This window comes from Sulfurovum lithotrophicum (assembly GCF_000987835.1).
Taxonomy (GTDB): domain Bacteria; phylum Campylobacterota; class Campylobacteria; order Campylobacterales; family Sulfurovaceae; genus Sulfurovum; species Sulfurovum lithotrophicum.
The window spans coordinates 2189714-2211891 of sequence record NZ_CP011308.1 but is presented as its reverse complement, the minus strand read 5'-3'; the positions used below and the strand labels follow the sequence as shown (position 1 = coordinate 2211891).

General features: G+C 44.4%; 21 protein-coding genes and 5 tRNA genes. 14 read left to right on the top strand and 12 right to left on the bottom strand.

Annotated features, from left to right (window positions below; all coding sequences use genetic code 11):
- Nucleotides 1-137: 137 nt before the first annotated feature.
- The 10 genes from YH65_RS11070 to YH65_RS11020 all read left to right on the top strand — a co-directional run bounded on the left by YH65_RS11070 (nucleotide 138) and on the right by YH65_RS11020 (nucleotide 8397).
- A complete protein-coding gene (locus tag YH65_RS11070) occupies nucleotides 138-470 on the top strand; it encodes a hypothetical protein (RefSeq protein ID WP_046551911.1) in 333 nt (110 codons plus the stop codon).
- Nucleotides 470-784, top strand: coding sequence for a hypothetical protein (locus tag YH65_RS11065; RefSeq protein WP_046551910.1), 315 nt, complete (start codon nucleotides 470-472; stop codon nucleotides 782-784). The genes YH65_RS11070 and YH65_RS11065 overlap by 1 nt, the downstream gene beginning before the upstream one ends.
- Before the next feature lie 47 nt (nucleotides 785-831).
- Complete coding sequence (locus tag YH65_RS11060) at nucleotides 832-1038, top strand: hypothetical protein (protein WP_046551909.1); 207 nt, start codon at nucleotides 832-834, stop codon at nucleotides 1036-1038.
- Between the two features lie 238 nt (nucleotides 1039-1276).
- Entirely contained in the window at nucleotides 1277-1399 is a 123-nt protein-coding gene (locus tag YH65_RS11745) for a hypothetical protein (RefSeq protein ID WP_281175039.1), read from the top strand.
- 281 nt (nucleotides 1400-1680) lie between these two features.
- Nucleotides 1681-2847 (top strand): hypothetical protein, encoded by a 1167-nt coding sequence (locus tag YH65_RS11515; protein WP_046551907.1) that lies wholly within the window; start codon nucleotides 1681-1683, stop codon nucleotides 2845-2847.
- A gap of 1 nt (nucleotide 2848) precedes the next feature.
- Nucleotides 2849-4111, top strand: coding sequence for a type II secretion system protein GspD (locus YH65_RS11045; RefSeq protein WP_046551906.1), 1263 nt, complete (start codon nucleotides 2849-2851; stop codon nucleotides 4109-4111).
- A gap of 8 nt (nucleotides 4112-4119) precedes the next feature.
- Nucleotides 4120-4563 (top strand): hypothetical protein, encoded by a 444-nt coding sequence (locus YH65_RS11040; RefSeq protein ID WP_046551905.1) that lies wholly within the window; start codon nucleotides 4120-4122, stop codon nucleotides 4561-4563.
- Nucleotides 4560-5621 (top strand): zonular occludens toxin domain-containing protein, encoded by a 1062-nt coding sequence (locus YH65_RS11035; protein ID WP_046551904.1) that lies wholly within the window; start codon nucleotides 4560-4562, stop codon nucleotides 5619-5621. Before YH65_RS11040 ends, YH65_RS11035 begins: the two co-directional genes overlap by 4 nt.
- Before the next feature lie 189 nt (nucleotides 5622-5810).
- On the top strand, nucleotides 5811-7088 hold the full coding sequence (locus YH65_RS11030; RefSeq protein WP_169745678.1) for a replication endonuclease: 1278 nt from the start codon (nucleotides 5811-5813) through the stop codon (nucleotides 7086-7088).
- A gap of 253 nt (nucleotides 7089-7341) precedes the next feature.
- On the top strand, nucleotides 7342-8397 hold the full coding sequence (locus tag YH65_RS11020) for a tyrosine-type recombinase/integrase (RefSeq protein WP_154806500.1): 1056 nt from the start codon (nucleotides 7342-7344) through the stop codon (nucleotides 8395-8397).
- Nucleotides 8398-8410: 13 nt separating this feature from the next.
- Here the strand turns inward: YH65_RS11020 and YH65_RS11015 are convergent.
- The 4 genes from YH65_RS11015 to YH65_RS11000 form a co-directional block, all read right to left on the bottom strand.
- A tRNA-Ser gene (locus YH65_RS11015) sits at nucleotides 8411-8498 on the bottom strand.
- Nucleotides 8499-8550: 52 nt separating this feature from the next.
- Nucleotides 8551-8626 (bottom strand) — tRNA-Cys (locus YH65_RS11010).
- A 9-nt stretch (nucleotides 8627-8635) separates the two neighbouring features.
- Nucleotides 8636-8722 (bottom strand) — tRNA-Leu (locus YH65_RS11005).
- 43 nt (nucleotides 8723-8765) lie between these two features.
- A tRNA-Gly gene (locus YH65_RS11000) sits at nucleotides 8766-8840 on the bottom strand.
- Between the two features lie 141 nt (nucleotides 8841-8981).
- On the opposite strand from YH65_RS11000, the gene ilvD reads away from it, so the two are divergent.
- Nucleotides 8982-10670 carry a dihydroxy-acid dehydratase gene (ilvD, locus tag YH65_RS10995; RefSeq protein WP_046551900.1) on the top strand — a complete coding sequence of 563 codons (1689 nt, stop codon included), beginning with the start codon at nucleotides 8982-8984 and terminating at the stop codon, nucleotides 10668-10670.
- Between the two features lie 62 nt (nucleotides 10671-10732).
- Here the strand turns inward: ilvD and infC are convergent, their stop codons facing one another.
- From infC to YH65_RS10955, 8 genes are all read right to left on the bottom strand, one after another.
- On the bottom strand, nucleotides 10733-11284 hold the full coding sequence (gene infC / locus YH65_RS10990; RefSeq protein WP_084722074.1) for a translation initiation factor IF-3: 552 nt from the start codon (nucleotides 11282-11284) through the stop codon (nucleotides 10733-10735).
- Nucleotides 11281-13095, bottom strand: coding sequence for a threonine--tRNA ligase (gene thrS / locus YH65_RS10985; RefSeq protein ID WP_046551899.1), 1815 nt, complete (start codon nucleotides 13093-13095; stop codon nucleotides 11281-11283). The genes infC and thrS overlap by 4 nt, the downstream gene beginning before the upstream one ends.
- 88 nt (nucleotides 13096-13183) lie before the next feature.
- Nucleotides 13184-14221: a diguanylate cyclase domain-containing protein gene (locus tag YH65_RS10980; protein ID WP_046551898.1), complete on the bottom strand. Its 1038-nt coding sequence runs from the start codon at nucleotides 14219-14221 to the stop codon at nucleotides 13184-13186.
- Nucleotides 14222-14337: 116 nt separating this feature from the next.
- A tRNA-Val gene (locus tag YH65_RS10975) sits at nucleotides 14338-14413 on the bottom strand.
- Between the two features lie 57 nt (nucleotides 14414-14470).
- Nucleotides 14471-15109, bottom strand: coding sequence for a tetratricopeptide repeat protein (locus tag YH65_RS10970; protein ID WP_046551897.1), 639 nt, complete (start codon nucleotides 15107-15109; stop codon nucleotides 14471-14473).
- Nucleotides 15110-15117: 8 nt separating this feature from the next.
- A complete protein-coding gene (gene dapF / locus YH65_RS10965) occupies nucleotides 15118-15864 on the bottom strand; it encodes a diaminopimelate epimerase (RefSeq protein WP_046551896.1) in 747 nt (248 codons plus the stop codon).
- The gene (gene coaE, locus YH65_RS10960; protein WP_046552168.1) at nucleotides 15861-16469 is read right to left on the bottom strand and encodes a dephospho-CoA kinase; all 609 of its coding nucleotides are present in this window, start codon (nucleotides 16467-16469) and stop codon (nucleotides 15861-15863) included. The genes dapF and coaE overlap by 4 nt, the downstream gene beginning before the upstream one ends.
- A 243-nt stretch (nucleotides 16470-16712) precedes the next feature.
- A complete protein-coding gene (locus tag YH65_RS10955; protein WP_046551895.1) occupies nucleotides 16713-18389 on the bottom strand; it encodes a L,D-transpeptidase family protein in 1677 nt (558 codons plus the stop codon).
- Between the two features lie 153 nt (nucleotides 18390-18542).
- Between YH65_RS10955 and YH65_RS10950 the strand changes: the two genes are divergently transcribed.
- From YH65_RS10950 to YH65_RS10940, 3 genes are read left to right on the top strand one after another with little or no spacing between them, the layout of a single operon-like run.
- Nucleotides 18543-19466 (top strand): vWA domain-containing protein, encoded by a 924-nt coding sequence (locus tag YH65_RS10950; RefSeq protein ID WP_052746186.1) that lies wholly within the window; start codon nucleotides 18543-18545, stop codon nucleotides 19464-19466.
- Nucleotides 19463-21001 (top strand): VWA domain-containing protein, encoded by a 1539-nt coding sequence (locus YH65_RS10945; protein ID WP_046551894.1) that lies wholly within the window; start codon nucleotides 19463-19465, stop codon nucleotides 20999-21001. The genes YH65_RS10950 and YH65_RS10945 overlap by 4 nt, the downstream gene beginning before the upstream one ends.
- Nucleotides 20982-22121 carry a BatD family protein gene (locus YH65_RS10940; RefSeq protein WP_046551893.1) on the top strand — a complete coding sequence of 380 codons (1140 nt, stop codon included), beginning with the start codon at nucleotides 20982-20984 and terminating at the stop codon, nucleotides 22119-22121. The genes YH65_RS10945 and YH65_RS10940 overlap by 20 nt, the downstream gene beginning before the upstream one ends.
- The last annotated feature ends 57 nt before the right edge of the window (nucleotides 22122-22178 follow it).

The following is a 22178-nucleotide window of genomic DNA, read 5'->3' as shown; positions in this document are numbered from 1 at the left end:
ATATGCGAATTTATTTCAACTCTTTCGTATTATTTTCTAAATTTAATATATATTTAAGTTTACTTGTTATAGACTTAAAATGTAGAAAAAGTTTCGCATGCGAAACAATTTCAACAAAACTCAAAAAAAGGACCCACATGATCTACTCACTCACTGGCACGATCTACGAAGCCATTCCACAGAGTTACACGAACAAAGAGACCGGAGAGGTCAAAGAATCGGTAAAAGTGACTATAGAGCAGCGATATGTTGATGCTGATGGTCATCGTAAGCTTGGCGTTCAGGAAGTAACTTTCCCAAAAGAGGATGAAAAAGTTCTTCGCGAATCTCTTGACAAGTACATTACGGTTTCTTTTCAGCTTAAGACTTTCGGTGAAAAGTCATACATGGCGCGTGATAACTCAGTACCGTACCTGATCACTGATACGCATCCGTTCCAGGCTGCCGAGAAAAAACAAAAGGCTGCATAATGAAAGCAGAGGTGATTGAGGCAATATTCCGCTCTTCCGCCGTCTCCATGACGGTTTTGCTCCCTGATATTGTTGCGGACACACAGGACAATGGCCCATATATGAGGCTTGTTGCTGTAGATAGCCTCAATACCCTCTTTTCCTGCACTCACGTAGATAACGTTGTCATTGTTACCGTGGATGATCCCACACTTGTTCGTTATGTTGGTTTTAGTCAGCATACTTGCAGATATGAAGCTGATCTCTATACCACATTGGCTGCTCTCATGCGTAACATACAGGTAATAGATACGTTGCTTGATGGTGCTGCATAGCACTATTGACGAGCGTATCCGCTCAAAAACAAGGAAAGGAGAAAGATATGAAAAAGTTCATCGCAAGTCTTGCAGGTCTTGTTGGTATGTCTGTGGCTTCCATGGCTGCTGCTACACCACTTGATCTTACCACTCTGTCAACTCAGATTGATGATGCTGGCACTCAGGTCAACTCGTTTGCGCCTACAGTTATCGGTTTCGTATTGGTCATGGTGATCATCGGTGCTGTTATCAAGCTTACTCGTAAGGCTTAATTTCGGCTAACAACTTATGTTCTGCCTTGCGGCGGAGCATAAATGCTACAAAAAAGGAAATATTATGAGCAGCTTTTTGTTCGAATCTACAAATTTTGGTGTACTTTTCGTCTCTTTGATTTCTTTTTTTGTGGTATTGACAGTAGTTATTGCAGTAATTCATTTGTCCAGGGGTTCACGATGAAGAGGATCCTGATCTTTCTTGCCTTTTTTACTTTTCTTAATGCTGATTATTATTATGAAAAAGATGGCTTATGTGTTATCTCTCTTCATCAGCGTACTGGTGGTGGCTGGTGTTTCAATCGATCTGATGATGGATCGGAAATATGCCGCAGTAGGGCCAAGTATGGCAATTTTGTGAACGGGTTCTATTTGGATCCAGATGGTAATTGTGTTGTGATGCCTGTCCTGGAGGATTCTGGTTTGTCTTATGATAACTATACGTTGTTGATCGGTTTGACTGCCATTGTGTTCGGAGGCTCTATATTATTGGTAATTGTTTCGTTTGCAAGGAGATTTTAGTATGGAAATATATGCGTTTTCAAATGATTTGACGTTTAACTTTTTTATGTCGCTTTTTGCTCATTTTTATGTGGTATTTTTGGTTTTTGTGGCCATTTCTCGGTTGGTTAAAGAGGCGGTATGAGATCGGTAGTAAAGCTCGGGATTTATTTTCTGTTTTTCGGTTTATTCAGCGTAGCGCACGCAGGCATAATGGATCACTGCCCGCAGGGCTCTAACTGGGCTTCTGTTTCGTCCACCGCTGAACTGCCACAAAATTCATGTACAGGTACTGCTCCTACTCTTGATTCAGGTTATTATGGCACATCTTACTCTATTACATACTACACAGATTACTATATAGATGAATCAGTTACCTGTTATAACGATACTCATAGCTATGCTCGTGGTGTAGTGTATTATAATTGTGAAACTTCATCACGCCCTATTTCGGAGATTGACAACAAGTCATGGAACGATGACCTTGGTGATTTTGCCTGCGATGCCGGATATGTACCAGATCCTACTTTAGGTTCAGAAGAGTGTATTCTTGATGTTGGGGATAGTAATACTACTGGTGATAATAATTCTACTGGTGACAACAACTCTACTGGAACGGGAGATGGTTCTGGAACAGGAGATGGTTCTGGTTCTGGTTCTGGAACGGGAGATGGTTCTGGTTCTGGTGATACAAACAATACTGGTGGTACGATTGATACGTCCGGTATCGAGGGGAAACTTGATCTTTTGCATGCAGATCTTACTACTGGTTTTGCATCGACATCAGGTGATATTCAAATGGCCTCTACGTCTATTACGAATCATATAGATGAGTTGAAGAATGCTAATGTTCAGGGGTTTTCCGATGTGGTTGATGCTGTGAATGGTATCAATATTCAATCAGATAATTCTGGTGTTGTGGATGAGCTGAAAAAGACTAATGATTTTCTCCAGGGTGGCTCAACTGCGGATCTGCCAGATCTTGATTTTAGTTCGTTTGATCAGCACGAATCTGATATATCTGTATTTATGGATGATTTACTTTCCGTTCCAAACGATGTTAAGGCTTCCTATGATTCCCTTGTGGCTCAAATGGATGGTACTTATCAGCTTAATTTTCCTACTTCGGGTTCATGTTCTATGACGTTCAATGTTTTTGGAAAATCAAAATCAGCTGATTTATGTCAGTTTTCACCGACAATTCGTCCATATATTGTTTTTATGTTGACGGTTTTTTTCATGATCTTATTGATTCGTTTAAATATTCGTTTTGTTTTTGCGATCTTTGATGCCAAAGGAGGTATATAGTATGTTGCGTTTATTTTTCTCTTTACTTTTTGTTTTTTCATTATCAAATGCCGAAGATCTTCTTGATCTCAATAAGCTTTATATCAATGAATCTGCTCCAATGCTACAGGATATATCCATACGTCGTATGGCTGGTATTGTTTCAAAGAACGATGGTGTGAATATAATAGTCGGTCAGGATGTTAATTCTACGGTTTCATTTTATATGGATAAAAAAATTCCTAAACTCTTGCCTGCTTTTCGTAATGTCCTTAGCGAAAATGGATATAGTTTGCAGTTTAAGTCAGGTTTTTACTTTGTTCATCACAATCTTGCAGATGAATTCCGTGGTTATCATACCTATACTATGCGCGGTGATGTTTATCAATCGCTTAAGCCAATGTTGAAGGGTTTGAAGCATACATATCTGCCAAGTACCAATAAGATAGTTTTTGATGTTGATCCCGATCAGTATCAGGCTGTCCAGAATGTTTTATCTGTGGTGGATATACCTCGTGATGTATATAATTTTAAAATCACTATTTTTGACATCGATCTTGACAAATTGAATCAAACTGGTATTGATACCGCTGCATTGGGTCAAATTGTTACTGATAATTTTAACTACTTTGTCTCGATGGTCAATATGATCAATTTACAATCTGTACCGTATGCTTCTGGTGACAGTAAGCTTTCTTTGTATTCAGCTCTGAATTATTTGGATCAGCACTCTATTGCCAATATCAGAACATCTACTATAATCAATACGCTTGATGGAGTTGAATCAGTTATCAAAAATGTTCATCGTGTTCCATACCTCAAGTCTACTAATACGATTTCAGATGCTAAAACTCAGGACACTAATTCATACGATTATATGGATATTGGTTTGAGTTTAGGTCTTACTCCGCACTATTTAACGCAGCGACGGGTTACTTTGGGGTTTTCGCTTAATTATTCACTTCCCGTAGGTACTGCTACTTCGGAACTTTTGCCTAAGCTTTCTGAGAAATCATTCAACAACGTGATTCGTTTGAACAAGGGCCAGTCTATCATGGTAGGCGGTTTTAGAACAGTTAGTCAAACTGGAGATCAAAGTAAGATTCCTGTTCTGGGTGATCTGCCTGTTTTGGGTAATTTATTCAAGACTTCCAGTAATAATAATAATAGAAGAGCTACATATATTATTATAGAGTATCTGCCCGGTACACTTTCTGGTTCTTACGCTCGACGTTCTTATAAAAAAATGTCTAAAAAATTCAACAATACTATGAGCATGTTTTAGGAGTTCTGATGCCTTTTTTAATTTCTGCAATAGGTTTTATTATAGAGTGGTTGGTTAAGAAGATTGCTCCGCGTCTTTTTAGTCTTAAGAATTTTTTTGCCGGTTTGATTTATGCTGCTCGAATTGCATATCTTGCGGCTGCTGCTGCATTTATTGGCTATGGATTTAATGCGCTACTTAGCATATATACTCAACTTCACGATCTGTTTGATTACTCTACATCTTCATCTACGGTTGTTATAGGGTCTGACGGTATCAATGATTTTAACGCTATTGTCTGGTCGATGCTTGATTCGTATGGTATTTTACAGGTTGCAGATATTTATTTGCCTCTCGTTTTTTCCAATATAGTGCTTTATCTTACTTATTTTGCATACCGCATGTTCCTATCTATCTGGGATAAGTCTGTTCAGGCAGCTACTGAAATGTCCAGAAAAGGTGGAATACTATGATCTATTATGTAGTTGGGAAGCCCAGATCTGGTAAGACCTACTGGGCTGTCAATATGATCAATAATCTGGTTAAGTCCAAAAGCGATGATTTTGATCAGATATATACTAATATTGGTGGCTTCAAATATGATCAGTTCGAAAATGTAAAAAAACTTGATTATGAATGGTTTTTTGATACATGGGTTAGGGATCTTCATGACTACTTCAAAAAAGCCAAAAGAGAACATGATGATTATGATCATCATATTGTGGAAAAGGTAAGGCAGGACGGTTTTTATCGTTCTATTTTTTTTTGCGATGAGGCTCAAGAGTACCTATCGCGTGATCTCGCACATATTCGTTGGTTGTTCTCTTATCAAGGGCATCTTGGTTTTAATTTCTATTTTATTACCCAGGCACTTGGTCTTATCAAGCCTAAGTACAAGTATACGATAGAGTATGTAGTTTCACCTGTCGCCTCTTCGTTCAAACTTTCTAACAAGTATTCCAAATACAACTATTACGCAACAACACGTATGTTACGTTCTGATAAGTATATGTCTGAGCGTTTGTTTTTCCGGAAAGAGATTTTTGATCTCTATAAATCTGGTGATAAGATCAAGCATAAGTCTTTCTTGATCCCTAAGCTGATCATGCTTGCATTTTTGTTTGGTGGTCTGTTTGCATATTACAAATTTTCTATGAGTGCTTTTGCTGGGGATCCTGTAAAAGTAAAATCTGATAATCCAGATGCCTCAAAATATCAGTATTCCTCTGCTAAAAAAAATGATCATGCTGTTCCTCCTGCACGTAAAGTTCATAAAATGTCAGATGCTGGTGATCAGTTGTTGCGTATCAGGTGTTATGATTCAATTTGCAGCAGTAAACATTTTCAGGACATACCTTATCCTGTTCTTCGTAAATTCTTTGCTGCTGACTTTACTGTTGTGAACTCTGTTCAGAATATGTATAGTATTGATATATATGTAACTGTTTCATCTCGTACACTTGATATGTTTGTAGATTTTGTGGCTGCCAAACCTACTAAAGACAAGAAAGATATGCTCAGTCTACATTGATAATAGCGGCTTAGCCGCTTGAACACTACAACTTTTTCTGCGCTACTGCGCGGAAAAAGGATGGAGTGTCTTGGCTATCTAATACAAAGTTGTGGACATATTATTTTATTAGAAAATATTTACACAAAACCCTTGATTTTCATTGGATTTTTTGTCAAACTTTACCTAACAATATATCAGGAGCTTATCGTGAAAACCAAAAATCTGCAATATGGTTTAACTCGTCGTGGGGTTAGAATGGCTAAGGCTAAAATATCTCGGGCCAAACTGTTTCTCAACTCTCACTATCTTGTTTCAAAGGCTGGAGACAAGATTCCGTTGATTGACTGTTACAAATCACCTACAATTAATGCTGATCGTTATGTCGCCGAGATACAGCATCGAGTATACAGTATGGTTGAGTATGCTCAAGATCGTGGACTTGAGACTATCTTCCTCACGCTCACCCTCCCAAGCGCATACCACAAAATGAAAACGATCAACGGCAAATTGGTGTATAATCCAAAATATGCAGATGGTACGGACAACTATGATGACTATACTCCAAAGGCTGGCAGTAAATACCTAACAAAAATGCTGGCCAAGATTAGACAGGATCGTTCGTACAAAGAGATTGATCCGGATGATAGATGTTCCTTCCGGGTTATGGAACCGCACAAAAATGGCACCCCTCATGTTCACGTAGCGATGTTTGTTCCCAGATATGCAGTTGCCAGGCTGATTGATGCAATATTCCGTCTATTTCCATTTCCTCAGTCTGATATTTCAAGCACCTATATACCTGATGAATGGCAAGAATCGTTTGTCTGGGAAAAGGGAAAGAAGAAGCAGGTGTTCAAAAAAAATGACGGCACGAAAAACTTCATCCGTGTCCAGGTGCAGGATTCCTATTCGTACATGTTGAAATATATCTACAAAACGCTTGACGATCTCCGTGGAGATGGTAAGATATCGGAGTTGAGCTATTGGTACATCAGTAATGGTATTACTCGCTTCTACACTTCTCGGACTTTGGTGTCACTTTCGATCTATCGTCCACTTAATGGTAGGTTTACTATGCTTGAGTTGACGAAACTGTACCGTGACAAACAGCTCCAGGTATTCCTCAACGAGAGTACCAAGAAGCCCGAATTGATGATTTTGGGATCAGATATCATCTATGATAGACAAAAATATGTATTGGAGGAGAAAGAAATGAGTTATGATGAAGTTCAAAAGGTATCTACTGTTGACGATGATGATCTGTCTGGAAAATCTTTCATCCTCGAAGATCATCCCGATTTCGATGTAGAGGCCTATGAAGAGGCGTTGAGACGGGAACGTGAAAAGGATCCTCAGGATTATGGTGATGATTTTAATCCGTGGCAAATTGTTGAAGAGAATGATGAAGAGGATCTTCTTGATTTTGCAGATGATATATTTATGTCAATGTTTGAAAATGACCAGGATCCGGAGTTGCTATTCTAATGTATCGAAAAACGCGTGACATGGCTAAACTCATAGGATATTCTCCTGATTACCTGTTGCGTAATCGTGGTGTTCATTTTTTTGAGGGTGTTCATTATTTTACGAAAACTAAGAGAATTGACTGGAAAGTCTCCAGGATGGTTGAGTGGGTGGAAAATCAGTCTGTTACAGTATCTCCACAAGCCCAGAACATACTGGATATGGTATCATAGTATGCCCATGATCCATTGGAAAGGATTGTAAAGTGGTAAAAATGTTTTGTCGCAATAATGGTAAGTTGTATTTGGAGTACGAGGCTTACGGACGGACTGTTCAAAAGAGTACACGTTTGCCCGATACTCCATTGAATAGATCGATGATACAAAAAGAGGTGATCCCAGCGCTGCAGGCCAAGATCTTACGTGGTGATTTTTCTGTGGATGTGCCTAAGAAGTTTTCTCATTATAGTGAAATATTTCTAAGGTCCAAAATACATAATAAAACATATAAGCGAATAACGATGCACGTTGAGCAGATTAATGTTTATTTTGGTGATATCAGGATCGACAAGATAAAGAGGTCTGACATTAAGAACTGGGTTCAGGATATGCTGGAAACGAGATCCCCTAAAACTGTACGTAATTATATGGCCAGTCTGGTTGGTGTGATCGATGTTGCTATTGATCATGAAGTGATCCACAATAATGTAGCGCGTAACATCAAGCTGCCAGAACATGATGTTGAGGAGATTGAGCCTTTTACGGATGATGAAGTGCGTAGGATCCTGGATGCAGCGGATGGTTTTTTAAAATTGTATCTTGCTATAGGCTTCTTTACCGGGATGCGCATGGGAGAGATATTGGGCTTGATGTGGTCTGATATCGATCTCGATAAAAAAGTGATTAGGGTGAGAAGATCCGTTGTTGATGGCAATGTTACAACACCTAAAACCAAAAAGAGTATAAGAGAGGTTCCGATCCTGGACGATCTCTTGCCTTATCTTGAATTTACTGGTAAGTCTCTCTGGTTGTTTGTCAAGGCCGATGGGTTCAGGGTAAATAGGTTTGGTGAGAATCATTATAGAGAGTGGAGAGTACTTTTGGCTACATTGGGTATAAAATATAGAAAACCTTATGCTACTCGTCACACGTTTATCGTCTCTATGCTTAAACATAGTGATATGTCTATTATGCAGATCGCCCAGCTTGTAGGTCATTCAACGACACAGATGATCATACGTAACTATGGAAAGTTCATCAAGGGTGAACATTTGAAAGTGGATAGAAAATTGAAGTTGTTTACTGACAAATCAGCTGACAGTAGTGCGTAAAGTACGGATATAGTGGCCGGGAGAGGGGGATTCGAACCCCCGGAGGTATTACCCTCACCGGTTTTCAAGACCGGCACATTCAACCGCTCTGACATCTCCCGACAGTATGTAGAAACAGAAGTTTATCCAAAAAAGATAAAAATCAGTTTGTAATGGAGGAACCAGCCGGACTCGAACCGGCGAATAGCAGCTTTGCAGGCTGCGGCCTTACCAACTTGGCGATGGTTCCATATATTGGTGGTACCCGGAGCCGGACTTGAACCGGCACGGTCACAATGACCGGGGGATTTTAAGTCCCCTGTGTCTACCATTCCACCACCCGGGCATTGCAGGTACCATGTTTATTACACATTTTAAATTTTATTTTATGGAGCGGGCGAACGGGATCGAACCGTCGACCCTCACCTTGGCAAGGTGATGCTCTACCGCTGAGCTACGCCCGCGCATCCATACCATTAAAGAGTTTTACCCTAAAATTGGAGTGAGATTATAGCTAAAAAAGTTTTTAAAGTAAAGAGGAAGTGATATTTTGAACATAAAAGTGCTATAATCCACTCATTAAAACAGTATATAAAGGCTTTTTCATGAGAAGTGACGAGATAAAACAGGGCTATAGCAGGGCACCGCACAGAAGTCTGCTGCGTGCAACAGGTGTGAAAGATGAAGATTTTGACAAGCCGTTCATTGGTGTGGCAAACTCATTTATTGAAATCATTCCGGGACATTTTTTCCTTAATAAAGTCGCAGAGATCATCAAGGCAGAGATCCGTGCGAACGGCTGTGTCCCTTTCGAGTTCAATACCATTGGTGTGGATGACGGGATCGCTATGGGGCATGACGGCATGCTCTATTCTCTTCCCAGCCGTGAGATCATTGCCAATTCCATTGAGACGGTGATGAATGCACACAAGCTCGATGCGATGATCGCTATCCCCAACTGTGACAAGATCGTTCCGGGGATGATCATGGGTGCTTTACGTGTGGATGTGCCTACTGTCTTTGTATCCGGCGGTCCGATGGCTGCAGGACATATGGAGGATGGTACACCTATCGATCTTGCCACTGTTTTTGAGGGAGTGGGTGAGTATGAAGCGGGCGAGATATCAGAAGAGACACTTACAGAAATGGAATGTAACGCCTGTCCAAGCGGCGGGTCCTGTTCGGGAATGTTTACGGCGAACTCCATGAATACGCTCATGGAAGCGATGGGGATCGCTCTGCCGGGTAATGGGACTATTCTTGCATTGACCCCGGAGAGAACGGAACTTTACAAAAAAGCGGCAAGACGCATCTGTGAGATCGCCAAATCCGAAGCGGCTGAGCGTGAAAAGTTCCGTATGAGAAACATCCTGAATGAAAAAGCGGTGCGGAATGCCTTTGCCGTGGATATGGCGATGGGTGGATCATCCAATACCGTGCTTCATATGCTTGCCATTGCCAAAGAGGCGGAAGTGGACTTTAATCTTGAAGATATCAATGTGATCAGTAAACGCGTATCACATATTGCGAAGATCTCTCCGTCATTGACAACAGTGCACATGGAAGATATCAACAAAGCCGGTGGTGTCAGTGCGGTCATGCATGAGATGAGCAAGCGTGGTGAAGACATTCTTCTGGATAACCTGACAGTGACCGGTGAATCCCTGATGGAACGTATCAAAGATGCGAAGATACTCGATACGGACATCATCCATACTGTAGACAACCCCTACTCCGAAGTGGGTGGTTTGGCGATACTCTACGGAAACCTTGCAGAACAGGGAGCGGTCATTAAAACTGCAGGGATCACGGGAGACAGGGCCTTTACCGGGACAGCCGTCTGTTTTGATTCGCAGGATGAAGCTATAGAAGGTATATTGAGCGGTAAAGTCAAAGCCGGAAATGTTGTCGTGATCCGTTACGAGGGTCCAAAAGGCGGACCGGGAATGCAGGAGATGCTCAGCCCTACCAGCCTTATTATGGGTATGGGACTGGGTGATAAAGTGGCGCTCATTACCGACGGAAGGTTCTCCGGCGCAACCAGAGGAGCCAGCATCGGACATGTGAGTCCTGAAGCTGCAGAAGGCGGTCTGATAGGCCTGCTTGAGGACGGCGATGAGATCCATCTCGATGTAGATAATTATATCCTGGAAGCAAAACTTACGTTTGAAGAGATCGCAGAGAGGAAAGACAAATTCAAACCGATCGTTAAACCGCTAAAAAGCAAGTGGCTCAGACAGTACAGAGCATTGGTGACCAATGCAAGTAACGGAGCAGTTCTCGAAGCGGAATAAAAAAGGGGGATTCCGGATCAAGTCCGGAATGATGTAGTCAGGAAACTGTCAGGCTTGACAGTTTATTTCTTTAGTGGCGTAACATACATATTGATATAGCGCCCTTCCTGCTTTGGAGGTGATTCAAGCTGTGCGATATCTTCAAGCATCGGCCAGACACGGTTGAGTACCTCAACACCCCATTCCGGATTTGCCATTTCCCTTCCTCTCAGAAAGACTCTGAGTTTGACATGTTTTCCTTTCTCAAGGAATTCACGTGCATGCTTTACTTTGTAGGCAATGTCATTTTCGGCGATCTTGCAAGAGAATTTTACCTCTTTTACCTCGATCTTCTTCTGGTTTTTCCGTGCTTCTTTCTTTTTCTTTTCAAGCTCGTATTTGTGTTTTCCGTAGTCCATTACTTTGGCAACAGGCGGTTTGGCATCCGGTGAAACGAGTACCAGGTCCAAACCTTTTTCTTCTGCGATCTTCAGTGCTTCGTCTCTTGAAATGATACCGAACTGTTCGCCGTCATCTCCCAGCACTCTCAGTTCACTCGCTCTGATGGCATCATTCATAATGGTGCTGTCAGCCTTTTTTCTACCTCTGTTGTTTCTGTCGTTTTGTCTACTCAAATCTTTCCTTCTTGAAGTTGTTTGGTTAATTCTACCATAAATTCGTCTTGTGTTAGATTATACTGTTCACGTGTCCTTCTGTTCCTGATAGCTACGGAATGGTTCTCCACTTCTTCGTCGCCGACGATGACAACATAGGGTACACGCTGCTTTTCCGCCGTCCTGATACGTTTGTTGAGTGAATCGTTTTTGTCATAGACTTCAGCATCTATCCCCTCAAGTCTCAGCTTTTTCTTAAGCCCGTAGGCATAACCGGCATGTGCTTCACTGATCGGAACGAAGATCACCTGTGTCGGTGCAATGAAGAAGGGAAATTCTCCGGCATAGTGTTCTGTAAGGATACCGATGAAACGTTCGAATGAACCGAGGATCGCACGGTGGATCATCACCGGACGTTTACGGCTGTTGTCTTCTGCAACATACTCCACCTCAAAACGTTCAGGCAGGTTGAAGTCGACCTGAATGGTCCCGCACTGCCATTTTCTGCCGATGGCATCGGTGATCTTGATGTCGATCTTCGGCCCGTAGAATGCCCCGCCGCCCTCATCGATGGTATAAGGAAGGTCATTGCCCTTGAGTGCATCTTTCAGCCCCTGTGTCGCCGTCTCCCAGACTTCATCGTCGCCGATAGCCTTTTCCGGCTTGGTGGAGATCTCCATGGTGTACTCGAAATTGAAAAGCTTCATGACCGAATCGACGAATTCCACAACTTCCAGGACTTCCGAAGCGATCTGCTCAGGTGCACAGAAGATATGCGCGTCATCCTGGGTGAATTCCCTGACACGCAGCAACCCGTGAAGCACACCGGATTTCTCATGTCTGTGGACTACACCGTATTCATAATATTTGAGCGGCAGATCACGGTAACTCTTCTGTGTCTGCTTGAAGATCTGAATATGCCCGATACAGTTCATCGGCTTGATACCGTACTCCTGACCGTCGATCTCTGTAAGATACATGTTCTCGCCGTAGCAGGCATAGTGCCCGGAGGTCCGCCACATGTCAGCCTTAAGTATCTCCGGACCGCGTACGGGTTCGTAGTCTCTTACCAGGTGGGCCTTGTGGAGTATCTGCTCAAGTTTATAACGGAGCTTGGCTCCCTGTGGCATCCAGAAAGGCAGTCCTGCACCGGATTCTTCGTTGAACATGAAGAGTCCCATCTCCGTACCGATCTTTCGATGGTCACGCTTTTTGGCCTCTTCCATCATTGTCAGGTAATTCTTGAGTGATTCTTTGTCCGCAAAAGCGATACCGTAGATACGGGTGAGCATTTCGGCATTTTCGTCACCGCCGAGGTAGGCACCGGCTACTCTGGTCAGTTTGAAATTGTGCAGGAATCTGAGGGCAGGGACATGAGGTCCTCTGCAAAGATCTTCAAAGTCTCCCTGCTTGTAGATGGAAACGGTCTCATCAGGGATGCGGGAAAGTACTGCCTGTTTGAGGTCATCGTTTGCAAATTTCTTCAGTGCCTCTTCTTTGCTGATCTCATATTTTTCGATCCTGTATTTCTTTTTGATGAGCTCTTTCATCTTCTTTTCGATCGTTTTGAGGTCTTCTTCCCCGATCTTTTCGTTGACCCTGAAGTCATAGTAGAACCCTTCGTCCACTACCGGGCCGACAAAGAACTGTGCATCCGGGTAGAGCTCTTTGATCGCCTGTGCCATAAGGTGTGCGGTAGAGTGCCTGATGATCTCCAGTGCTTTTTCCGAATTGTCGAACACTATCGGTGTTGCGGTACAGTTCTCCCCTGCACTCTGTGTGTCTATGATGTTACCCTGCTCGTCTATGTAACCAATTAGATTTTCACTCACAATAACCCTTTTCTGTCATATGCGACCAGTCCGATTATGCTGAAATGCACAGAGTGGCCGTGTTAAAAATGGCTGTATTATACCAAAATTAGCTTGCAATCCCGCGATAGAAAAGGTGACGAACATTTGCTTTCTCTTTGACGGCATGCATGGCTTCATCGGCACATTTTCCGATGCTCATCTCATTCCGGCCGTCTTCAGGGTAGAGTGCTACACCGATATTGGGTTCAATACGGATACTTTTGCCGTTGACCTTGTGTGTAGAGACAATGGTGTCTTCCAGTTTTTGCAGATACTTTCTGAGGAAGGCACGGGGGTATTTACTGATAATGACAAACTCGTTACCGCTCAGTCTGGCAAAAAGATCATCCTCCCCAAGTACTTTGTTTACCTTGTCGACGATCTCCTGAATAAGTATTTCGTTGATATGTTCCTCTTCTTTGCCTTCATCGATCTGCAGCAGGGAGATGAAAAGAAGTGTGAACGGCGATTTTTCCTTCACCAGTTCCCTGAGGCTTTTTTTGTATGTGTCCCTATCTTTTACCCCGGTGAGTTCTGTGCTCATCTCCTCCTCGAGTTGGTCTACATAAGCGATCTTTTCTTCCGCTTCATCGATCTTTTGATTCAGTCTGTGTTGGGTTTTTATATAAAAAAGAGGTACCAGTAAAGTGGTAATACCAAAGGCTACGATAACATCATACTGCCCCTTCCAGTAATCTGAAAGGGTTGCCAGGTAAGCCAATGAGGCTGTTGCGATCACCGCACCACTGACATAATAGCCAAGACCGTAGCTTACGCTGCTCTGCATGACGATAATGGCGTACAGCGGCAGAAGGTAGATGCCCTGGGCCCCCAGACTATTGATCAGGAATGTCAGAATAAAAAAATCCATCAACATGAGGGTATTTTTTCTGACAGCAACAAAGCTGTCAGGCATATAGGTGATTAATGCATGGTAGGCCAGGGAAAGGATCATCAAGGACCCTAAAACCATCTGTATCAGCTGTATCTGCGGATAGATATCTGCACTGATAAAAAAACTTAGAAAAGTCAATAGCAGCAATATGCTCATTCTGACCATACTGTAAAAACGCTCTTCCTGATATGCCATTTGTTGTTCAGCCATTGATACACCCCTTTTAGTCAGTAAATATCATTTTACCATATAAGTTTGATAGTTTTCCAATGGAGATATAAAATATTTGTCAGGAATTGTATTGATATGGGACCTGGGATTTAAAGTGGTGATCACGATTGGACTTGAACCAACGACCACTACCATGTCAAGGTAGTGCTCTACCAACTGAGCTACGCGATCACATTTTGTAGGTTGGAATTATAGCCAAGAGATACTTAAGAGTACCTCTAATATCTCTTAATCATTTTGGCAGGCCCAGCTGCTCTCTTTGCAAAGTCGCTCAAGGTAGACGGAGGCTTCTGTCTTACCCTGTCTGAGTGCCTGCTTCAGGTTATTGTAGGCTTTGACCTTATCATTGGGGATTCCCTCACCCCAGGCATACATCAGTGCAAGATTGATCTGTGCCGAAGCATCACCCAGTTGTGCGGCTTTTTTGAAAAGCCCGAAAGCTTTGCGTTTGTTTTGTTTGACGCCACTACCTTTCAAATAGAGTAGTGCAAGGTCGTTCATAGCCTCTTTTTGGCCTCCCTCGGCAGCTTTTTCATACCAGTATCTCACCTCTTCCTGTGCACCCGGGTCCGTCTTGTCGGAGCTTTGGGAAATCAGCTTTGCCAGGTTGTACTGTGCAGCAGTATTTCCCTGTTTGGCAGCTTTTTTGTACCACTCCTTGGCCTGATAGATGTCTTTGTTGACCCCTTTGCCGTTGGCATAGATCAGCCCCACATTGAATTGCGCTTTGGGATGCCCCTCTTTTGCCAATACATAAAAGGCATCGAGGGCTTTGATGTAGTTGCCCTGCTTATACTCTGTTACGGCTTCATCAAATTCACCTGCAGCAAGTCCGGCAGCGATCAGTATGATCCATAAAAATCTCATTTTTTCTCCTATATCAGTGTTTCAGCAATGAAGGTTTTGGTCACCTTGCCGCCAAAACGATAGACACCCTCTTCGTAGCTTACATAGAGTTCGTCACCGCTTTTTGGGTGTACTTTGATCTGGTCAGGTACTTTACCCTCTTTATGCAGACGGATGTAGCAGGCGACCATTCCTGTTCCGCAGGCCAGGGTTTCATCTTCCACCCCGCGTTCATAGGTTCTGACATAGAGGGTATCCCCGTCCAGGCGGCAGATATTGATATTGGCATCGTATTTTTCCCTGAGTCTACGTGCTTCTGCCAGATCAAAATTGTCAATGTTTTCCCGGATAGCGACAAGATGTGGTACCCCGGAATCAATAAGCCACCACCTCTCCCCGTTTTCGTCAATGTCATCACGCTGGATATCGGGTTCGACCATATCGCTGACGACATAGAGGCCATTGATTGTGGCACGGATGACTCCTGCACCGGTCAGGAACTCTGCTTTTCCGTCTTTGGAGATGCCTTTTTCATGAGCAAAATGGGCTACGGCGCGGCTGGCATTGCCACACATGTTTGCTTCGGAACCATCAGAATTATAGAACTCCCACTCGAAATCATACTCTTTATGTGGCAGAACCACAACCATGCCATCGGCACCAACGCCATTTTGGCGGTGACAGAGTTTTTTGGCGAGTTCGGACCTGTCCTCATGTCCCTGTGCAATAAAAATAATGAAATCGTTTCCGTTGGCGGAATATTTGGTTACGGTCATGAAAAATCCTTTTTTATCTTATCGATGATGCGCCTGCTCTCCTGATGGAGCTGTATTTCATCTCCACTGTTGTCTATGAGGTAGGTTGCTCTCTTTCTTTTCTCTTCTATATCCAGCTGTGCAGTGATGCGGCGCAGTATCTCTTCGCGTGAAAGTCCATCACGTTGTATGGCCCGTTTGATCTGCTGTGCGCGTGAAGCATAGGTGACGATCACTCTTTCGATATTATAGCGAGCTGTTTCGAAAAAAAGGGGTATATCTACGAGATAAGGCCTCGTTTGTGCATCCTCGATCTGTGAGCGGCGAAGGATCTCATCGAAGATCATCGGATGCAGCAGGTTTTCGAGGGCTTTACGCTTTTCACTGTCCCCAAAAACGATAGCCCCGAGTGCTTTACGGTCCACACCCTTTTCTTGAAGTACTTCCCTGCCAAAAAGTCTGGTAACCTCAGTGGCCGCATCATTGAGGACCTGATGTGCGATCCTGTCTGCATCGATAACCGTGAAGCCCTCCTCCTCAAATATTTTCGAAACGCTACTCTTGCCCGTGGCAATACCCCCGGTGAGGGCGATAGCGTATTTGAAGGGTTGTTGTTCTGTTGACACCTGTTTCTCCCTATGGATAGTTGTTTTTGTGCCTTCGGCGGTACCAAGGTATATCACCTTCGGTTCCGAGCCTTGTTCAAAGTTCTGGCTTTCATAGCTCCGCTTCGCTACGACCATTCCGGTTCCGAAGCTACAAACGTGAAGCGGTTCACGACTTGATTTCCGGCCTTCGCGGGTCCCTTTGCTCCACCGCTCCGGTTTCGACCCTATAAACGTGAAGCAGTTCCCGTTTATTTACGGGGCTCACCATTTTCTCACTGAAGCTATCATCAGTTCGTCATATTTGTAGACATCGTCCCTGAACTGCAGTTTTCCGTCGTAATCGACCCAGGCAGTAAGGTAGACCACATCGATGGGGATGGTGTTCTCGAGAGTGAAGTAGGTATTTTTTTTGCTTTTGAGGATCTTCTCTGCTTTGTTCAGTTTGAAGTTCGGGTTGAATGCGGCGATGGTTTTCATCATCAGTTTGGGCTTCTCCAAACGGATACAGCCGTGACTGTAAGAGCGCTTGTTACTTTTGAACAAATGTTTGGTCGGTGTGTCATGCATATAGACACTGAACTGGTTGGGGAAAAGGAATTTGATGCGCCCCAGGGCATTCCTGTTCCCGGGTCTCTGGGCAAAACGGTAGGGTACGGTCTTGCTATAGCGGTACTGTGCCCAGTTGACCGATCCGCCACTGACCTTTTCGGCATTGCTTCCCCATCCGGTGTAAATGTCGATACCCTGCCCCGCCATGGCATGCGGATTTCTCAGCAGTTTGGGGATCATCTCTTTCTGGATAATACTCTTGGGTACGTTCCAGTAAGGATTGAGTACGACGCTTTTGACACGGTTTGAGAAGATCGGTGTAGGGTTCTTGCGTTTTCCCACAATGACCTTCATCGTCATTTTCAGTTTCCCGTTCACTTCATAGTAGAGCCGGTAGTCGGGAATGTTGATGATGATATGCCTGTTGTCCGGACGCTCATGCAGCCATTTGATCCGGTCCAGGTTAATTTTAATGATGGTAATACGTTCATCTACAGTCTGGTTGAGTGCTTTGAGCGTGTTCTTGCCTATGACGCCTTTGGCGCTCAGGCCGTTGCGTTTCTGAAAGCGTATGACCGCCTTTTTGAGACAGTTGTCATAAAGGTCGCTCTCATCACTCTCATCGCAGGGAATGTAGTCCCCGGTGATCAGCAGGCGTTCTCTGAGATCCGGTACGGCGGTGTTCCTGTGGTCCGGTCGGAGAACACCTTTGATGTTGACGGTCGGCCAGCCGCCGTTCTCTTTGATGGCGATATATTTGTCAAGATATTTCCTGAGGGCTCTGTAGTGGTACTTGTGCGGTTCAGCCTTTGCAAAGGCTTTTTTCAGGCTACCTTTGAGCACGGCATTTTCAATGACGCTCAGAGGATTTTCTTCGGGCTTATAGGTGATCCAGCCCGCAGTAATGGCAGAGACACGCAGGTTCGAGAGCCTTGCCTGAAGGGCACCCCAGTTGATGCTGCCGTAAATAACGTAGTTGGCATACTCTTCATAGAGCTGGCTCATCTTGAACTCCCAGTTGATCTTCTGCACGATACTGCTTGGGTAGTCGTAGAGCTGATGCATTTCTTCTTCGAGAGAGAGGGCATTCTGGTAGAGGTCCGTCGTTCTCTCCAGGGATCTGTCAGATTTGATGATGTCAAAGAGTTCTTGGCTTACTTTGGAAGGCTTGTCTTTTTTGATCCAGATGGGAAGGTAGAAAAGCTCTGTATAGAGCTGCTTGAGAAAGCTTTTGTCGGGTTCCGGTTTCAGTGCCTGGATCATCATGTCCGAAGCCTTCTCGCTGAAAGCGATATCCGCCGTTTTGGCTGCTGCGCTTCCTGAAAAGAGAAAAAGGGAGATGACGGCAGTGCCGAGAAAGAGATGAATCAGTTTTTGTAAGTGTTTCATGGGCAGATTCCAAAATAAAAAATATTGATCAGAGTATAGCAAAATTTTTACAGATTTTCTTTGTGAGAGAGCATACGGACGCTATATAACGCTTTATCTGGACTTATATTCATATTTAACCTCCTGTTAACAGAGTGCTGATAAAATCAATGTATGCATTTTACATTCGGCTCACCTTTTTTCCTCTTGTTGCTGTTGCTGCTGCCCTGTTTTCTGTGGTGCAGAGAGCATAACAGGACCTATTACTTTCCCAAGCTTGAGTGGGCAGGCAGGGAAAGTGCCCTGCTGAGCTGGGAGCCCTGGCTGAAAATACTGATCTATACTTTTCTTGTGGTTGCCCTGGCAAAGCCTTTTGTCTACGATGCTGCTGGAAACCAGCACAAAAAAGGACGTGATCTCGTTCTGGCGATCGATGCCAGCGGATCGATGGCGCAGAGCGGCTTCGATGAGAAGGACCGCTTCAAGACCAAATATGAAACGACTCTCGATCTCTCGGCAGATTTCATCAAGCACCGTTTTGACGATAATATGGGTGTCGTGGTCTTCGGTACATTTGCCTATACGGCTTCGCCTCTGACCTATGACCTCGAGGCGATGGAAAGTATGTTGAAGATGACCACGGTAGGCATTGCGGGAGAGAGTACAGCCATCGGGGATGCGTTGATGCAGGCGATGCGTACACTTTCCTACGGAGAAGCACAGAGCAAGGCGATCATCCTTTTAACGGATGGGTACCACAATGCCGGAAGGTCCTCTCCCAAAGCTGCCGTAGCGAAAGCAAAAGAAAAAAGGATAAAGATTTACACCATCGGGGTGGGAAAGTCGTCGGACTATGATGCGGCACTGCTGGATACCATCGCCAAAGAGAGCGGCGGGAAAAGCTATGCCGCTGCATCGGCTGCACAGCTCAAAGAAGTCTACAAGGAGATCGACAAACTGGAGCCCAGTCCGGTCAGGGGAGAGAACTACCTCAACCAGAGACTGTTGATCTTCTTCCCTCTTATGGCGGCATTCCTTCTGCTCCTGGGATGGGTGCTCTACCCAAAAAGAAGTCTGCTTCTTGGAGATGGGAAATGAGTATACTCCATCCCGGTTTTCTCTGGCTGCTCCTGCCCCTGGGCATTCTCTTTTTCTACAGAGATAAGAAGCTTACTGAGACGGTGCATCTGATCATCCTTTTCCTTATCGTGCTGGCACTCAGCCGTCCTGTTTTTATAGAGGGGGTGGAAGAGAGTCCCATCGAGGCACAGGAATATGTCATCGCACTGGATATCTCCTATTCCATGCGTGCGAAAGACCTGAAGCCTGACCGTTACATCTTTGCCAAAGAGACCATTGATTCACTGCTGAAAAAGAACGAGGCGGACAATATCATGCTGATCGCTTTTACAAGCAATCCTCTGCTGCTCTCCCCTCCTACGACGGACCACCGGATGATAGAGGTCGCACTCAAGAGCCTGAACCCGGAGTATATCCTGACCAGAGGGACCTCCCTTAAAAAGCTTTTCCAAAAAGTTGCCTCCATGCCGGAAAGTGAGAAGAATCTGCTGCTGATGACAGATGGCGGGGAAGAAAGTGACCTTGAGGGGCTTGCCGAACAGATCAGGCGTTCGGGTATAAAGCTGGCGATACTGGCACTGGGTACCAAAGAGGGGATGACGGTGGAGAACCCTGACGGTTCCCTTCTGAAAGACAAAGAGGGACATCTGGTCATTTCCCGTATCAATCCGATGCTCGAAGCGTTGGCTTCCGAGACAGAGGGAACGTATCTGACTGCTGCTTCCACCCCGGAAGCCACGGCTGACAGGGTATACAAGGCCCTGAAAGAACAGACAGAAAGCACAGAGATGATCACGAAGAAACAGCATCGCTATACGGAACTCTATCAGGTTCCGCTCTTCCTTGCTGTGATGCTCTTTATGATGTTGCATACCCGCGCTGTGCGTTTTTTGGTGATCGCCCTGGCCCTTTTGGGTATACATGCGGAAGCTTCCATGCTGGACGGATACCGTTTGAACAAGGCATACAGCAGTTACCGTGCAGGAGACTTCAATGCGTCGAAAGCCTACCTCAAAAGTGTGGAGATACCTTCTCTGCAGAGCCGTTTTGCCCTGGGAAATATTTATTACAGAGAGGGGGCGTATGACAAAGCACTGAAGGTCTATGCCTCTATCCGAAGCACTTCCGTACGGGTGAAACAGAAGCTCTATTACAATATGGCCAACTGCTATGCCGGGAAAGAGGCGTATGAAAAAGCCAAAATATACTATACTAAGGCTTTACAGCTTGGAGACGATAGGGATGCCAAAGCGAACCTGAAACTTGTGGCCCTGCTGGCGGACAAAAAGTCCGCCGGTCTGGGTATTGCCCATCCCAAGTCGCAGAACAGCGGAGCCTCCAAAAGCGCAGAGCAGGAAGAGAGTAGCAAAAAGAGCCGGGATGAGGACCAGCCCAGTTCAGGCAGCGGCAGCGGAGGAGAGAACAGCAAGAGCAAAAAAGAGCAGGCGAAGCGCAAACTGCTGCTCGATTCCAAGGCAGAACAGCAGCTGCTGAGTTCCAAGGTCTATGAGCTTATCAATAAAGGATACATTCATGAAACACATCCCTGGTAGGGTCGTACTCCTCTTCCTGTTCGCTTTCATGCTGCTTCATGGAGAGAACTTCGTTTACGACTTTCACATCAGCAAGCAGAACGCGTATGAGAAGGAGCCGTTGCTGCTGAGTATAGACCTGAACCAGACCAATGAGGATGTGGTACTTTTCTTTCACTTCGGCATTGAAAAGAACGATGCCTTCCTCGTGGAGCAGATCGACTCGACACAGGACAATACCCTGCACCATGCCAGGATACACTACCGTTATATACTCTATCCGTTAAGGACAGGGGATATTAATGTCTCCTTCGATCTTGTCGAGCGGGTGACCGATGAGGAGAAAGTGGCCTACTCCTTTTCCGGAGATCGTGACGATTTTAAAAAGCTCGAGACCAAGGACCGCAAGGTCGATGTATCTCCAATCCCGCTGCATGTCAATGCACTGCCAAAAAGCACACAGCTTGTCGGTGATTTCAAACTCTCATATGAGATCAAAAAACATCAGGCACAAAGCTATGAACCCATTGCAATAAAAATCATTTTGGAAGGTGAGGGGTACCCTCCCGTACTGGAACGGCTCTATCCGGACGGAGACAATTTTACACTTTTCACGCAAAAACCCCTTGTACAGAAAATACCGATGAAAGATCATCTGAAATACAGGGTCACTTATATTATGGCCCTCTCCCATGATAAAAGTTTCGACCTTCCCCCGCTCCAGCTTCATGCCTTTGATCCTGTGTCAAAGAAAGCGTATGCGTTGACCATACCCAAACAGCATTTTGAGATCACTCCGGCAGATGTAAAGGAACTGCTTGACAAAACAGACAATCCCAAGCCCCTGCATTTTGACTTCTCCTGGCTCGGTTCTCTTCTGGGGTACATCGTGGTCTTTTTTGCAGGCTACATGACCGCCATATCACTAAAATGGAAACGTAAAGTCACGGCTGAGAAGATTGATCCTCTCATAGAGAAGGCGGAAGCCTGCAAAGATGAGAAAGCACTGATGCAACTGCTGATGGCAGTGGACAGTAAACGGTTTGAAAAGGCTATCAATGCTTTGGAAAAAAGCCTGTATGGCAAAGGAAAGACCAATTTCAAACAAATCAAACAGGAAGTATTGGAGAAGATAATATGAAATATCTGAGTCAAAGACGAAGCTTTAGTGAGAGGAATTTAAAAGAAGCTTTGCTTG

Coding starts and splice junctions, on each gene's coding strand:
- YH65_RS11070 (WP_046551911.1), top strand. CDS start 138: ATGATCTACTCACTCACTGGCACGATCTACGAAGCCATTCCACAGAGT.
- YH65_RS11065 (WP_046551910.1), top strand. CDS start 470: ATGAAAGCAGAGGTGATTGAGGCAATATTCCGCTCTTCCGCCGTCTCC.
- YH65_RS11060 (WP_046551909.1), top strand. CDS start 832: ATGAAAAAGTTCATCGCAAGTCTTGCAGGTCTTGTTGGTATGTCTGTG.
- YH65_RS11745 (WP_281175039.1), top strand. CDS start 1,277: ATGAAAAAGATGGCTTATGTGTTATCTCTCTTCATCAGCGTACTGGTG.
- YH65_RS11515 (WP_046551907.1), top strand. CDS start 1,681: ATGAGATCGGTAGTAAAGCTCGGGATTTATTTTCTGTTTTTCGGTTTA.
- YH65_RS11045 (WP_046551906.1), top strand. CDS start 2,849: ATGTTGCGTTTATTTTTCTCTTTACTTTTTGTTTTTTCATTATCAAAT.
- YH65_RS11040 (WP_046551905.1), top strand. CDS start 4,120: ATGCCTTTTTTAATTTCTGCAATAGGTTTTATTATAGAGTGGTTGGTT.
- YH65_RS11035 (WP_046551904.1), top strand. CDS start 4,560: ATGATCTATTATGTAGTTGGGAAGCCCAGATCTGGTAAGACCTACTGG.
- YH65_RS11020 (WP_154806500.1), top strand. CDS start 7,342: ATGTTTTGTCGCAATAATGGTAAGTTGTATTTGGAGTACGAGGCTTAC.
- ilvD (WP_046551900.1), top strand. CDS start 8,982: ATGAGAAGTGACGAGATAAAACAGGGCTATAGCAGGGCACCGCACAGA.
- YH65_RS10980 (WP_046551898.1), bottom strand. CDS start 14,221: ATGGCTGAACAACAAATGGCATATCAGGAAGAGCGTTTTTACAGTATG.
- YH65_RS10970 (WP_046551897.1), bottom strand. CDS start 15,109: ATGAGATTTTTATGGATCATACTGATCGCTGCCGGACTTGCTGCAGGT.
- dapF (WP_046551896.1), bottom strand. CDS start 15,864: ATGACCGTAACCAAATATTCCGCCAACGGAAACGATTTCATTATTTTT.
- YH65_RS10955 (WP_046551895.1), bottom strand. CDS start 18,389: ATGAAACACTTACAAAAACTGATTCATCTCTTTCTCGGCACTGCCGTC.
- YH65_RS10950 (WP_052746186.1), top strand. CDS start 18,543: ATGCATTTTACATTCGGCTCACCTTTTTTCCTCTTGTTGCTGTTGCTG.
- YH65_RS10945 (WP_046551894.1), top strand. CDS start 19,463: ATGAGTATACTCCATCCCGGTTTTCTCTGGCTGCTCCTGCCCCTGGGC.
- YH65_RS10940 (WP_046551893.1), top strand. CDS start 20,982: ATGAAACACATCCCTGGTAGGGTCGTACTCCTCTTCCTGTTCGCTTTC.